Consider the following 13,248-nt stretch of genomic DNA (forward strand, 5'->3'; position numbering starts at 1 on the left):
CCGGCTACGAGCCGCGCGCAGCCAGGATCGCGTCCCACAGCGCTTCGGCGACCTCCCGCTTCGTGCCGTGCGCCTCGGCGGCGATCCGGTCGGCGGCGTCGATGACGACGAGTGCGTTGTCGTCGCGCTCGAAGCCGATCCCCCAGCCGACCTCGTTCACCGCCAGCAGGTCGACGCCCTTGCGGGCGCGCTTGCGGCGGCCGCGGTCGACGAGGGTCTCGCCTTCGTCGGGTGTCTCGGCGGCGAAGCCGACGACCGTCTGCCCATCCCGGCGGGCCGCGACGAGCCCGGCGAGGATGTCCGGGTTCTCCACGAGCTCCAGGGTGCGCCCCGGTCCTGCGGCGTCCTCCTTGGTGAGCTTGCGGTCGGCGACGTCCGCGACGCGGTAGTCGGCCACGGCCGCGGCCATGACGACCACATCGCGTTCCGGCGCGGCATCCTCCATCGCAGCCTGCAGCTGGGCCGTGGTCGTCACCGTCGCGATCCGCACGCGCGGATGTGCGGATGCTGCGGCCAGGACGCCGGAATCGATGTTGGCGGCGACGAGCAGCACGTCCGCCCCGCGCCCGGCGGCCGCGAGCGCCACGGCGACGCCCTGCCGGCCGCTGGAGCGGTTGCCCAGGTAGCGGACCGGATCGATGGGCTCGCGCGTTCCGCCGGCGGAGACCACCACGCGCAGTCCGGCCAGATCGCCTGCGGCGAGCGCGCCGTAGGCCGCGCCCAGGATCGCGTCGGGCTCAGACATCCGGCCCGGTCCGCGGTCCCCGCCGGTGAGCTCGCCGTCCTCGGGGCCGATCACGTGCACGCCGCGTGCCCGCAGGGTCGTCAGGTTCGCGACCGTCGCCTTGTGGCGCCACATCTCGGTGTGCATCGCCGGAGCCACGACGACGGGGGCGGTGGTGGCAAGTAGGGTGGTGCCCAGCAGATCGTCCGCGAGGCCTGCTGCCATCTTCGCCAGTGTGTTCGCCGTGGCCGGCGCCACGATGACGAGGTCGGCGGCCTGGCCGAGGGCGACATGCCGCACCTTCGGGACGTCGTCGTGGACCGAGGTCGTCACGGGATTGCGGCTGATCGCCTCCCACGTGGGCAGCCCGACGAACCGCAGCGCGTCGTCCGTGGGGACGACGTGGACCTCGTGGCCCTCCTGGACGAGAAGCCGCACGAGCTGGACCGCCTTGTAGGCGGCGATCCCGCCTGTGACACCGACGACGACGAACACGATCCGATCCTCCCACGACCCTGGAGCCCCCGCATGTGCACGGTCATCATCCGCATCCCGAACTCCGCAGCCGAGCCGGTGCGGCTGATCGCGATCCGCGACGAGGACCCGGCCCGCGCCTGGCTTCCGCTGGGGGCCTCGTGGCCCGACACTCACCCGGGGGTCGTGGGCGTGCGCGACACGCGTGCCGGAGGCGCCTGGCTGGCGGCGGACCCCGCTCGGGGGCGACTTGCGGTGCTGCTCAACCGCGCCGACCGGTCGACGCGCCCCGAGTCCGAGCTCGTCTCGCGCGGGGGGATCGTGCTGTCCTCGGTCGCGGGCGAGTCGCCGTCCGGTGAGCCCGCGACCCACGGCTTCAACCTCGTGGAAGTGGACGGCAGTCGGGTGAGCGTGTCGATGTGGGACGGCGAGGCGCTGCGCACCGAAGCTCTCGAGCCAGGCACCCACATGCTCGCGCACGACGACGTGGACGATCCGCGCACGGCGCGCATCGCGCGCTGGCTGCCCGACTTCCGCGAGGCGCCCGCCGAGGGGGGTGCCTGGTGGGTGCCGTGGCTGCAGATCATCGAGCGGTCGGCCGAGCTGCCGCACGATGACGACCGCACGATCGTCCGCGACAACCGTGCGTTCGGCTACCCCACGCTGTCGCTGCTCGTGTGTGCGGCCGCCGTGTCACCGGGCGCGGTCGACCTGCGGTACGCCGAGCTTCCGGCCCCGGGCCAGTGGGGCGCGCTCGATCTCGCACCCGGCCGCTGAGCCCGGGCTCCCGAGCGAGAGCTCAGACCATGCTCTTGGTGTGCCAGACGGTCTTCGTCTCGGTGAGCGCGGTGATCCGCTGCAGGCTGGGGGCTGCCGCATCCGGCCCCTGCTCGGGGCGCAGCACCCGGGTGAGGGTGTCGGCGGCGGCGATCTCGAGGTCGACCCAGTCGAGCTCGCCCGCGCCGACGAGGTCGAGGGCGCGCACGTCGCGGTGGGCGGCCAGCCACGGGGCGAGCTCGGCGGGCGAGCCGGTGAGGATGTTGACCGTACCGGCCGGGACATCGGATGTCGCGAGCACCTCGGCGAGGCTGATCGCCGAGAGCGGGTGGCGCTGCGCGGCGACGGCGACGACGGTGTTCCCCGCCACCAGCGCCGGGGCGATCGCCGAGACGATGCCCAGCAGCGCCGTGTCCTGCGGGGCGATGATCGCCACGGTGCCGGTGGGCTCGGGCACCGAGATGTCGAAGTAGGGTCCGGCGACGGGGTTGAGGGCGCCGGCGACCTGGGCGAACTTGTCGCACCAGCCCGCGTACCAGACCCAGCGGTCGATCGCCTCGTCGACCTCGGCGCCGGCGACGGCGGAGGTCACGCCGGTCTGCGCGACGATCTCGGCCGCGAACTGGGCGCGGCGGCCCTCCAGGATCTCGGCGACGCGGTACAGCACCTGCCCGCGGTTGTAGGCGGTGGCCCCGGCCCACTTCGACCCGGCGCCGGCGGCGGCCTTCACGGCATCCCGTGCGTCCTTGCGGGAGGCGAGTGCGGCGTTGGCGAGGAAGTCGCCGTCGGGCGAGACCACCTCGTAGGTGCGGCCGGACTCGCTGCGCGGGAACGCGCCGCCGATGAACAGCTTGTACGTCTTGGGAACAGCCAGGCGCTTTGCCATCTCACGCTCCCTGAGCAGGTCGAAGGGGCTTCAAGTAGGCGAGCAGTCCGTGGCGGCCGCCCTCGCGGCCGTAGCCGGACTCCTTGTAGCCGCCGAACGGCGACGACGGGTCGAAACGGTTGAAGGTGTTCGCCCAGATCACCCCGGCCTGCAGCCGGTCGGCCACCGCGAGGATCTTCGAGCCCTTGTCGCTCCAGATCCCCGCAGACAGGCCGTACGGCGTGTTGTTGGCCTTCGCCACGGCCTCCGCAGGGGTGCGGAAGGTCAGCACCGACAGCACCGGGCCGAAGATCTCCTCGCGGGCGATGCGATGCGACGCCTGCACGTTCGTGAACACGGTCGGGGCGAACCAGAACCCGTTGTCGGGGATGATGCAGTCGGCGGTCCAACGGTCGGCGCCCTCCTCCTCGCCGGCGGCGGTGAGCGCCCGGATGCGGTCGAGCTGCTCGCGGGAGTTGATGGCGCCGATGTCGGTGTTCTTGTCGAGCGGGTCGCCCAGCCTCAGCGTGGACAGCCGCGCCTTGAGCCGGTCGACGACCTCGTCGTGCACGTTCTCCTGCACGAGCAGGCGGCTGCCCGCACAGCAGACGTGCCCCTGGTTGAAGAAGATGCCGTTGACGATGCCCTCGATCGCCTGATCGACGGGCGCATCGTCGAAGACGATGTTGGCGGCCTTGCCGCCCAGCTCCAGCGTGAGCTTCTTGTCGGTGCCGGCGACCGCCTTGGCGATCTCGCGGCCGACTGCGGTCGAGCCGGTGAAGGCGACCTTGTCGACGTCGGGATGCCGCACCAGCGCGGCGCCTGTCGCTCCCGCGCCGGTCACGATGTTCACCACCCCCGGCGGCAGATCGGCCTGCTGCAGGATCTCTGCGAACAGCAGCGCCGTCAGCGGGGTCGTCTCGGCCGGCTTGAGCACGACCGTGTTGCCCGCGGCCAGCGCGGGAGCGATCTTCCAGGCCAGCATCAGCAGCGGGAAGTTCCACGGGATCACCTGCGCCGCGACACCCAGGGGACGGGGGTCGGCGCCCAGCCCGGCATGGTCGAGCTTGTCGGCCCATCCGCCGTAGTAGAAGAACCAGGCCGCCACCAGCGGCACATCGACATCCCGGCTCTCCTTGATGGGCTTGCCGTTGTCGAGGCTCTCGGCCACCGCCAGCTCGCGCGCCCGCTCCTGCACGAGCCGCGCGATGCGGAACAGGTACTTCCCGCGGTCGCGTCCGCTCATCCGCGACCAGGTCTTGTCGAAGGCCCGCCGTGCGGCGGCGACGGCGCGGTCGACATCGGCCTGCGTCGCCGTGGCGATCGCGGCGATCGGCTGCTCGTCCGCCGGGGAGATCGTCGTGAAGCTCGGACCGCTCGCGTCGACGAACTCGCCGCCGATGAACAGTCCGTAGTCATCGCGCAGGTTCAGGATCGCGCGCGACTCCGGCGCGGGTGCGTATTCCAGGAAACTCATCGTGGCCTCAGTCGATCGTCACGTAGTCGGCGCCGGAGTAATGCCCGGTCGCCAGCTTCTGCCGCTGCAGCAGCACATCATTGAGAAGGCTCGACGCCCCGAACCGGAACAGGTGCGGCTGCAGCCACTCCTCCCCCACCGTCTCGGCGACGGTCACCAGGTACTTGATCGCGTCCTTCGATGAGCGGATGCCTCCGGCCGGCTTCACCCCGATCCGCTCACCCGTCGCACGATGCCAGTCGCGGACGACCTCGAGCATCAGCAGCGTCACCGGGAGGGTCGCCGCCGGCTGCACCTTGCCGGTCGAGGTCTTGATGAAATCTCCCCCGGCGAGGATCGACAGCCACGACGCCCGCTTGACGTTGTCGTAGGTGTTCAGCTCCCCGGTCTCGAGGATCACCTTGAGCGAGGCATAGGTGCCGTCTTCGCGGCGACACGCCTGCTTGACGCGCCAGATCTGATCGAACACCAGGCCGTAGCGGCCCGCCAGGAACGCGCCCCGGTCGATCACCATGTCGATCTCGTCCGCGCCGGCCGCCACCGCATCGACGGTGTCGGCCAGCTTGACCTCCAGCGATGCGCGTCCGCTCGGGAAGGCCGTGGCGACGGCCGCCACGCTCACTCCCCCGTCGTCGGGATCGCCGTGCGCGGCGCCCAGCGCCTCGACGGCGTACGGCACCATGTCGCCGTACACGCACACCGCAGCCACGCGCGGGCAGGTCGGGTCGGCGGCATCGGGCGTCAGCGCCTTCGCCACCAGGGAGCGCACCCGGCCGGGGGTGTCGGCGCCCTCGAGCGTGGTGAGGTCGATGAGCGAGATCACCTTGTCCAGCGCCCACGACTTCGAGCTGGTCTTGATCGATCGCGTGCCCAGGGCCGCGGCGCGCTGCTCGAGCCCGACCGCATCGACACCGGGCAGCCCGTGCAGGTAGCGACTCAGCGTGACATCGTCCGGCTCGCCGCCGAGAAGCTCGACGGCGCGGTCGGGAAGGGTCTGCAGTTCGGTCCTGCTCATGTGCGCTCCCCTGTCATGGAATCGGTCCCGTCGTCGGCTGCGTCGCCCCGACGCGGCCCGCATGGCGGATCAGCACGAGAACGCCGATCCCGACGACGACGACGAAGGCGATCGTGAGCGCCGTGAACGCGAACCAGTTCTCGTCGAGGGCGAGCACGATCGCCGCCGAGATGACCGCGATCGCGGCAGCGGCGATCTTCGAGCCGAACTTCAACCCTATCCCCGCCGTCAGCTTCCCGGGCGGGGAGTCGCCGCGGGCGAGGATGAGGTCCGCGAAGGCGTCGAGGGTGGCCAGCAGCGACGCGGAGTACGCGACGGCGCATCCCAGTGCGCCCCAGAGGTTCACACTCGGCGCGGACTGGGCGGCGGCGATGACGGCGTCCACCCCATGATCGTAGGCCGCCGGGCCGTCGGGGTCTACGCGGGCTCCTCCGCGGCGGGGACGGCCTCGGGCCGGGCGAGGACCGGCGCCACGAGCTCCTCGACGGTGATGCCCCGCTCCTTCGCTGCGGCGACGAGCCGCTCGCTGAGCCCGTGCGGAAGCGCGGACGCGTGCTGGTCCGGCATCAGAAGCGACATCACCGGCACGACGACCGCGCCGAGCGCCGTGAGGATCGCGACGACGCCGTAGAGCCGCCCGAAATCGTCCCACGCGACGTCGGAGGCCCAGATCAGGTACAGAGTCAGCGCGAGCAGCACCCCGATCAGCGCGAGCGTGATCCACAGTCCCGCTCGCACGGCGGTGCGGCTGCGATCGGACAGCAGCAGGAGCAGACTCGCCAGGGCGAATGCCGACGATGCGGCCACTCCGCTCCACAGCACGCGGAAGACGGCGTCCCAGAACTCGTACACGTCCACCCAGATCGTCCACACCACGAGCGCGGCCGACAGCACCGTGACCACCACTCCGACGATCCCGAACAGCTGCGCACGCCGTCCGATCAGAGCCGCACAGCACAGCACTCCGACGCTGAACGAGCCGATCGCCGCAGTGGTGCCCAGGACGCGGAACGTCGTCTCGCCCATCTCGACGCCGAGCAGGACGACGATGCCCAGCACCGCGGCGATGCCGAACGCGGCGATGATCACTCCGACGATGACGCGCCGGAGTACGGCGATGCGCGGTACGGGCAGGGTGTGTTCGGTCATAGGGAGACCCTGGCACAGATCCGCAGCCGGTCGTCAGATCAACGCGGCACGCACTTCGCGCACGTCCTCGGTCATCTGGGCCTTGAGCGGCTCGATCCCGTCGAACGCGACCATCCCCCGGATCCGGCGCAGGAAACGGACCTCGACGAGATGCCCGTACAGGTCGAGGTCGGTCTCGTCGAGGACGTGGGCTTCGACCTGGCGGCGCGCGACGTCGTCGAAGGTCGGGTTGGTGCCGACGCTGATCGCGGCCGCGTAGCGGATGCCGGTGCGCAGCCCGTCCGCCGAGCCCTCGTCGACCAGCCAGCCCGCGTAGACCCCGTCCGCCGGGACGAACCCCTCCAGGTCGGGCGACAGGTTCGCGGTCGGGAAGCCGAGCTCTCGTCCGCGCTTGAGGCCGTGGACGACTTCGCCGAGCACCGACGGCGCTCGCCCGAGAAGCTTCCCGGCCGTCTCGACGTCGCCCTCGGCGAGCAGCTCGCGGATCCACGTGGACGACACACGGCGATCCACATCGAGGGCGCGGACATCGGTGACGACATCCACCCGGAAGCCGAGCTCCGCCCCGATCTCGCGCAGGACCTGCGGGTTGCCGGCACCTCCGCGGCCGAAGCGGAAGTCCTCGCCCACGAGCACCGTCTGCGCGCCCAGGGCGCCGACGAGGACGCGCTCGACGAACTCCCGCGGCGTGAGGTCGGCGAGCGCGCGATCGAACCGCAGCATGAGCGTCGCGTCGATGCCGGTCTTTCCGAGCAGCCGCAGCTTCTGAGTCACCCCCACGAGGTCTTCCGGGCACACTTCGGGTCGCAGCAGGCTGAGCGGGTTGCGGTCGAAGGTGACGGCGACGACCTTCGCGCCGCTGGGGGCGGCATCCACCCGGGCGCGCTCGAGGACCGCCCGGTGGCCGGCGTGCACGCCGTCGAACTTGCCGATCGCGACCACGGACGGACCGAATCCGGCCGGGACCTCCCCCGGCTCGCGGAAGACGATCACGTCGCCACCGCGCGTGCCGCATCCGCCTCCTGGGCGTCCCGCGCCGGCGGATGGGTGATCAGCCACCACAGGCCGAGGAACGGCAGGACCAGCGGGATGAACAGGTACCCCATGCCGAAGGTCGACCACACCGTTGCCTCGGGGAACAGATCGGGGCGGATGAGGCTGAGGGTGCCGATGACCAGCACCCCGAGCAGCTCGAAGCTGATCGCCACCCAGGCGACCCGGTACCAGACCACCGAGCCCGCGAAGATCAGCGCCAGCGTTGCGAGGATGTAGACGGCCGCCGACACCGCGGAGAGCGTGAACGCAAGCGGCGCGTGGTCGAACCTCTCGATGATCTGCACCAGCGAGCGGCCCGATGCGCCGACCGCGAGGATCGCGTAGACGACGACCAGGACGCGGCCGATTCCGGACATGCGGCGGCGGGGGCGTGCGTGGGAGGACATGACCTGTCAATCCTAGAGCGAGCCGGATCAGGCCACCTGCACGGCCCAGATCACCTGCATGCGCCACACCATGACAGCCACCGCCAGCGCGGCCACGCCCAGGGCCACGGTGCTCCAGCGGCCGCGTTCGACCAGCGCCCAGGCGACCGCCGCGAGCGGCAGGAGCGCCGCGGAGATCAGGTAGACCCAGAACTCGAGCAGGCTCCCGGTCGGCGGGTTGCCGGTCAGCGGCGCCACGATCGCCATCACGATCTGGGCGATCAGCAGCAGCTCGATGAGCGCCATCGCCCCGACGGTGAGGTCGCTCGGGCGCCGCCCCATCAGCCCGAGCACGACGCAGAGCACGCCGGCGGCGACGGCGACGATGACCTGGACGTAGGTGAACCACAGGATCATTCGGTCTCCTCCGGGAGGTTCATGGCGCTCTTGAGGTCTGCGCCGCGACGTTCGACGATGCCGACCAGCCGCCCGTCGGGATCGATCGCGGCAGCGTACGAGCCGGTGAGCCGGGCGGCGGAACCGGCGAGGCGCTTGCCGTGCCGCAGGTCACGCGCTTCGTCGGCGGTGACGTCGATCCGGCCGAGGACGGCGGCCGCGACCCCGGCCGGGTCGCGCAGCTGCGACCGTCCGAGGTCGTCGACGGAGACCGCGTCGGCGACCGCGAACGGGCCGACGCGGGTGCGGCGGAGGGCCGTGAGGTGCCCGCCGACCCCGAGCGCGCCGCCGAGGTCGCGCGCCAAGGCGCGGATGTAGGTGCCGCTGGAGCAGTCCACGACGACGTCGAGGTCGACGGCCGCGGCGGGCGAAGAAGGCGATGCGTGCGCGGGGCGCCGGGCGAGCACCTCGAACCGCGACACGGTCACCTCCCGCGGCTTCAGGTGCACCTGCTCCCCGGCGCGGGCGAGATCGTACGCGCGGCGACCTGCCACCTTGATCGCCGAGACGGTGCTCGGCACCTGGGCGATGCGGCCGGTGAGCGCCGCGACGGCGGCGTCGATCGCGGGCGCGGTGATGGCGGAGGCATCCGTCGTGGCCGTGATCTCACCGTCCGCGTCGTCGCTGTCGGTGCTCACGCCCAGGCGGATGGTCGCCTCGTACGTCTTGTCGAGGCCCACCAGGTACGTCAGCAGCCGGGTGGCTCCGTCGACACCGAGCACGAGCAGCCCGGTCGCCAAGGGGTCGAGCGTGCCCGCGTGGCCGATCCGACGCGTGCCCAGCGCCCGCCGGCAGCGCGCCACGACGTCGTGCGAGGTCACGCCGGCGGGCTTGTCGACGAGGAGGATGCCGGATGCCATCAGCGCGCGCCCCCGGCGACGCGGAACGGATGCGCCAGGTCGCTGTTGTCGACGACCGCCCACGCCGCCTCGATCGGCCGCGCCTCCCGCAGATAGAGCTGCTGACCCTCGAAATAGCGGAGATTGGAGGGGGCGCGCGGATCGGGGTCGCAGCCGTCGCGAACCGCCATCCGCGCGTAGGCGACCTCGAACGGCACCTCCAGCCAGACCGACCAGTCCCACAGGTCGCGAAGCTCGGGCCGATGCAGGAAGATGCCGTCCACGATGAGCACGGCGTCCCGCGGCGCGGTCACCCACTGCGCAGCCACCGGCGCGTCACGGCGCAGGTCGAACGCATCGAGCTGGAATCCTGTCGAGCCCGCCGTCTGTGCGCCGTCGCGGAAGGGGTCCAGCAGCACGCGGCGGAAGGTCGGGTAGTCGTACGAGTCGCGGTAGAAGCCCTCCGGCGATCGCCGGCCCCGTGCGTAGCGCTCGGCGCGCGGCCGGTGGAAGTCGTCGATGCTCGCCCGGTAGACGGCGACGCCGTCCTCCGAGAAGATCTCGGCGAGCCCATCGGCGAAGACGGTCTTGCCCGCGCCGTCCACGCCGTCCACGGCGAGGACGACGCGGCCCGCACGTCCCTGCAGCGCCTCGTCGCGCAGCGCGCGCCACAGCGTGGTGACGGGCGTGACCGGAAGGCGCATGGATCCAGCCTACGGCCGGGCCGCGCGGCCTCTCTCCTAGGCTGAACCGCATGCCCGAACTCGCCGCGCCCCTCATCGCGTGGTACCGCGAGAACGCACGCGATCTGCCGTGGCGGCGGCCTTTGTTCCTCGCCGCGTACGGCGCGTGGGGGGTGCTGGTGAGCGAGTTCATGCTGCAGCAGACACCGGTCACGCGCGTCATCCCGCATCTCGAAGCCTGGCTCGACCGCTGGCCCACCCCCGCGGCTCTGGCCGCCGACCCCCCGGCGGAGGCGGTGCGGCAGTGGGCGAACCTGGGGTATCCGCGTCGCGCACTGTGGCTGCACCGCGCGGCGGTGCAGATCCGCGACGAGCACCGCGGCATCGTGCCGCGCGACGTGGGCACGCTGCGGTCGCTGCCGGGCATCGGCGACTACACGGCGCGCGCGGTCGCGGTGTTCGCCTACGGCGACCGCCATCCGGTCGTCGACACGAACACGCGCCGCGTGCTGGCCCGTGCCGTGGCCGGCCGGTCGCAGCCCGGTCCCCCGTCGCGCCGCGATCTGGATGCGATGTCGGCGCAGCTGCCCGCCGCCGACGCCGAGTCGGCGATCGTCAACGCCGCCGCCATGGAGCTGGGCGCCGTGGTGTGCACGGCGCGCACCCCACTGTGCGGGGCATGCCCGATCTCGGATCGCTGCGCCTGGCGCGCGGCCGGCTTCCCGGACACCGGCGACGCGCGGCGCCGGCAGGCCCGCTACGACGGCAGCGACCGCCAGGCGCGCGGCGCCGTGCTCAAGGCGCTGCGGGATGCCGCTCCCGCTGCGGTTGCGCACCATGCGGTCATCCCCGACTGGCCGGATGCGGGTCAGCGCGATCGCGCGATCGACTCGCTCATCGCGGACGGGCTTGCCGAGGCGTCCGACGGCATGCTGCGCCTGCCGGGATGACCGCACCGGGCGATCGCGAGCTCGGTCTCAGCCGCCCACCGCGACGAGCTCGTCCACCAGACGCTCGATGCCCGCCGCGCCCGGCGACGCCGCCACCTCAGCCTGCAGCGCCCGCGCGCGATCCCGGTAGGAGGGCACGGAGAGCACGTCGTCGACGGCTCTGGCAATCGCGGCCGCATCCGGCCTTCCGGTCTTGAGGTTGACTCCGACACCCGACCACTCCACCCGCCGGGTCGTCTCGACCTTGTCTTCGGTGTCACCGGCCACCACGATCGGCACACCGTGCGAGATCGCGGCATTGAGCCCGCCGTACCCGCCGTTGGTCACGAAGACGTCGACTTTCGGCATGAGCAGGTCGTAGGGGACGAACTCCGCGGCGCGGGCGTTCACCGGCAGCGCACCCAGCGACTCGATCGGCGATCCGCCGGTCGTGACGATCACGAGCACATCCCTGTCCGCGAGCGCGCGCAGCGTCGGCAGGATCAGCTCCTCCGCGCGGACGTTGGCGATCGTGCCCTGCGACACGTGGACGACCGGCCGGCTGCCGTCGAGCTCGCCCCACCACGGCGGTGTCTCGCTCCCCCGCGCCGCACGGGAGACGGAGCCGACGAAGACCACGTTCTGAGGCAGGTCTCGGTGCGGATACTCGAAGCCCGCGACGGTGAACTGGGCGTACCGCTCGGCATGAACCCCCCAATCCATGAAGTAGCCGCCCAGTTCGGCCCCGGTGGTCTCGCGCACGAAGCGCTCGATCTGGCCCTGGGGCCTGCGGAGGACGACATGGCGCGCCATGATGTTCAGCGCGCGGTTGCGCAGTCGGCCGGCCGCGCTGTCCCGGGGCAGGATGCCCAGGCCCCATGGCGCGGTGTCGGCGCTGGACAGTCCCAGAGGAAGGATGCCGCACGCGATGATCGGCGGACGCGGATCGGGCGACAGCGCGAGTGCTGCCGCGCCCACGACGGTGAACTCCGTGATCACGGCATCGGTCGGCTCGGCGTCGGATGCGGCGCGCAGCGCACGATACTGATCCGGCGCCGGCGCCACGAAGAGCTCTTCGACGTTCCGCACCATCCCGGCGGTGCCGGCACGCCGGTCGCCCGCTGCCCGGGCCGCCGCGATCGCCTCCGCGTGGTCGACCTGTGCTCCTGGCGGCCACGGTACGAATTCGGCCCCGGCGTCCCGGACGGCGTCGGCGAATCGGTCACCGGCGAGGAATCTCACCCGGTGTCCGGATGCCGACATGCGGGCCGCCACGGCGAGCATGGGGGCGACGTGGCCATCGGCCACGTGGGCGGCGAGGAGTACCGAGTGCATCACGACCTCCGGAGTCGGTCAGCGTGTCGTTCGGCACGCGTGCAATTTCATGTTAGTAACATATACATGAAAACACGCAGCTACACCAGCCCCCTGCGTGCCCGGGCCGCCGAGCGCACTCGGCAGCGCATCCTCCAGGCGGCGTACGAGCGGATCTCACGCGAGTACTACGAGGACGTGACGCTCGACGCGATCGCGGAGGACGCCGAGGTCACGGTGCAGACGGTGCTGCGGCGCTTCGGCACCAAGACGGGGCTCGTGAGCGCCATCGTCGAAGACCGGACCCCGGGGGTCACCGCCCAGCGCGACGAGGCGCCCGTCGGCGACATTCCGGGCGCGATCGCGAACCTCTTCGACCACTACGAAGACATCGGCGACCTCGTGATGCTCCTGCTGCGGCAGGAGGAGCGGGTCGCGCCCTTCGCCGAGGTCACGGCGTTCGGCAGGGCGTATCACAATGCGTGGATCGATCGCGTGTTCGCGCCCTGGCTCGCGCAGCGCACCGGCACCGGCCGACGGATCCTGCACGACCAGCTCGTGGCGCTGTGCGACACCTACTTCTGGTACCTGCTGCGCCGGCAGCAGCGACTGCCGCGACCCCAGGCCGAGCGCGCGGTCGTGGAACTGGTGCAGCGCCTGCTCGCCTGACGCTAGTCGGCGTCGACGTCGCGCGGCTTCACGTAAGGGTCGGCGTCGCCGGCGTGGGTCGCCGTCGCGGCGAGTCCCGCCACGGCCTGGTCGCGCTCGCGCGCCTCGCGCAGCAGCTCCTCGATGTGGCCCGCGTTCTCGGGGATCGCGTCCGCGATGAACTCCAGCGTCGGGGTCAGCCGGACCCCGAGCCTGCGCCCCACTTCGGAGCGGAGCATCCCGGTCGCGGCCTTCAGAGCCGCGGCCGTGTCGGCGCGCTCCTTCTCGTCGCCGAGCACCGTGTAGAACACCGAGGCGTGCTGGAGGTCGCCGGTGACGCGGACGTCCGTGATGGTCACGAACCCCAGCCGCGGGTCGCGCAGCCCCTTCTCGAGGCGCTCGGCGATGAGCACGCGGATGCGGTCGGCCAGCCTGGCCTGTCGTTCACTGGACATTGGCTCTCCCTCTGGACAGGGA

The 13,248-nt window shown here is 71.8% G+C and carries 16 protein-coding genes; 3 read left to right on the forward strand and 13 right to left on the reverse strand.

What is annotated here, in order from left to right; translation table 11 throughout:
* Window positions 1-4: 4 nt before the first annotated feature.
* Window positions 5-1,219: a bifunctional phosphopantothenoylcysteine decarboxylase/phosphopantothenate--cysteine ligase CoaBC gene (gene coaBC, locus ACIWQI_RS01800; protein ID WP_396655359.1), complete on the reverse strand. Its 1,215-nt coding sequence runs from the start codon at window positions 1,217-1,219 to the stop codon at window positions 5-7.
* 33 nt (window positions 1,220-1,252) lie between these two features.
* Here coaBC and ACIWQI_RS01805 point away from each other — a divergent pair, with 33 nt between their 5' ends.
* On the forward strand, window positions 1,253-1,975 hold the full coding sequence (locus ACIWQI_RS01805; protein WP_396655360.1) for an NRDE family protein: 723 nt from the start codon (window positions 1,253-1,255) through the stop codon (window positions 1,973-1,975).
* 22 nt (window positions 1,976-1,997) lie between these two features.
* On the opposite strand, the gene ACIWQI_RS01810 is transcribed toward ACIWQI_RS01805, so the two are convergent.
* The 10 genes from ACIWQI_RS01810 to ACIWQI_RS01855 are packed head-to-tail and all read right to left on the reverse strand — an operon-like array spanning window position 1,998 to window position 9,901.
* Complete coding sequence (locus ACIWQI_RS01810; protein WP_396655361.1) at window positions 1,998-2,861, reverse strand: aldehyde dehydrogenase family protein; 864 nt, start codon at window positions 2,859-2,861, stop codon at window positions 1,998-2,000.
* Between the two features lies 1 nt (window position 2,862).
* Window positions 2,863-4,317 carry an aldehyde dehydrogenase family protein gene (locus ACIWQI_RS01815; RefSeq protein WP_396655362.1) on the reverse strand — a complete coding sequence of 485 codons (1,455 nt, stop codon included), beginning with the start codon at window positions 4,315-4,317 and terminating at the stop codon, window positions 2,863-2,865.
* 7 nt (window positions 4,318-4,324) lie between these two features.
* Window positions 4,325-5,332, reverse strand: a complete 1,008-nt coding sequence (gene deoC, locus ACIWQI_RS01820) for a deoxyribose-phosphate aldolase (RefSeq protein ID WP_396655363.1) — start codon at window positions 5,330-5,332, stop codon at window positions 4,325-4,327.
* A gap of 13 nt (window positions 5,333-5,345) precedes the next feature.
* Window positions 5,346-5,717: a hypothetical protein gene (locus ACIWQI_RS01825; protein WP_396655364.1), complete on the reverse strand. Its 372-nt coding sequence runs from the start codon at window positions 5,715-5,717 to the stop codon at window positions 5,346-5,348.
* A gap of 32 nt (window positions 5,718-5,749) precedes the next feature.
* The gene (locus ACIWQI_RS01830) at window positions 5,750-6,481 is read right to left on the reverse strand and encodes a hypothetical protein (protein ID WP_396655365.1); all 732 of its coding nucleotides are present in this window, start codon (window positions 6,479-6,481) and stop codon (window positions 5,750-5,752) included.
* A gap of 33 nt (window positions 6,482-6,514) precedes the next feature.
* Window positions 6,515-7,474: a bifunctional riboflavin kinase/FAD synthetase gene (locus tag ACIWQI_RS01835; RefSeq protein ID WP_396655366.1), complete on the reverse strand. Its 960-nt coding sequence runs from the start codon at window positions 7,472-7,474 to the stop codon at window positions 6,515-6,517.
* On the reverse strand, window positions 7,471-7,923 hold the full coding sequence (locus ACIWQI_RS01840; RefSeq protein ID WP_396655367.1) for a hypothetical protein: 453 nt from the start codon (window positions 7,921-7,923) through the stop codon (window positions 7,471-7,473). The genes ACIWQI_RS01835 and ACIWQI_RS01840 overlap by 4 nt, the downstream gene beginning before the upstream one ends.
* A gap of 27 nt (window positions 7,924-7,950) precedes the next feature.
* Window positions 7,951-8,319, reverse strand: coding sequence for a hypothetical protein (locus tag ACIWQI_RS01845; protein WP_396655368.1), 369 nt, complete (start codon window positions 8,317-8,319; stop codon window positions 7,951-7,953).
* The gene (gene truB, locus ACIWQI_RS01850) at window positions 8,316-9,218 is read right to left on the reverse strand and encodes a tRNA pseudouridine(55) synthase TruB (protein ID WP_396655369.1); all 903 of its coding nucleotides are present in this window, start codon (window positions 9,216-9,218) and stop codon (window positions 8,316-8,318) included. The genes ACIWQI_RS01845 and truB overlap by 4 nt, the downstream gene beginning before the upstream one ends.
* Window positions 9,218-9,901 (reverse strand): uridine kinase, encoded by a 684-nt coding sequence (locus ACIWQI_RS01855; RefSeq protein WP_396655370.1) that lies wholly within the window; start codon window positions 9,899-9,901, stop codon window positions 9,218-9,220. Before ACIWQI_RS01855 ends, truB begins: the two co-directional genes overlap by 1 nt.
* 50 nt (window positions 9,902-9,951) lie before the next feature.
* Between ACIWQI_RS01855 and ACIWQI_RS01860 the strand changes: the two genes are divergently transcribed.
* On the forward strand, window positions 9,952-10,830 hold the full coding sequence (locus ACIWQI_RS01860) for an A/G-specific adenine glycosylase (RefSeq protein ID WP_396655371.1): 879 nt from the start codon (window positions 9,952-9,954) through the stop codon (window positions 10,828-10,830).
* 27 nt (window positions 10,831-10,857) lie between these two features.
* Here the strand turns inward: ACIWQI_RS01860 and ACIWQI_RS01865 are convergent, their stop codons facing one another.
* A complete protein-coding gene (locus tag ACIWQI_RS01865) occupies window positions 10,858-12,144 on the reverse strand; it encodes a glycosyltransferase (protein ID WP_396655372.1) in 1,287 nt (428 codons plus the stop codon).
* 66 nt (window positions 12,145-12,210) lie between these two features.
* Between ACIWQI_RS01865 and ACIWQI_RS01870 the strand changes: the two genes are divergently transcribed.
* Window positions 12,211-12,792: a TetR/AcrR family transcriptional regulator gene (locus tag ACIWQI_RS01870; protein ID WP_396655373.1), complete on the forward strand. Its 582-nt coding sequence runs from the start codon at window positions 12,211-12,213 to the stop codon at window positions 12,790-12,792.
* A gap of 2 nt (window positions 12,793-12,794) precedes the next feature.
* On the opposite strand, the gene rbfA is transcribed toward ACIWQI_RS01870, so the two are convergent.
* Window positions 12,795-13,226 carry a 30S ribosome-binding factor RbfA gene (gene rbfA / locus ACIWQI_RS01875; protein WP_396655374.1) on the reverse strand — a complete coding sequence of 144 codons (432 nt, stop codon included), beginning with the start codon at window positions 13,224-13,226 and terminating at the stop codon, window positions 12,795-12,797.
* Window positions 13,227-13,248: the final 22 nt, after the last annotated feature.

Source organism: Microbacterium sp., from assembly GCF_044508325.1.
Lineage (GTDB): Bacteria > Actinomycetota > Actinomycetes > Actinomycetales > Microbacteriaceae > Microbacterium.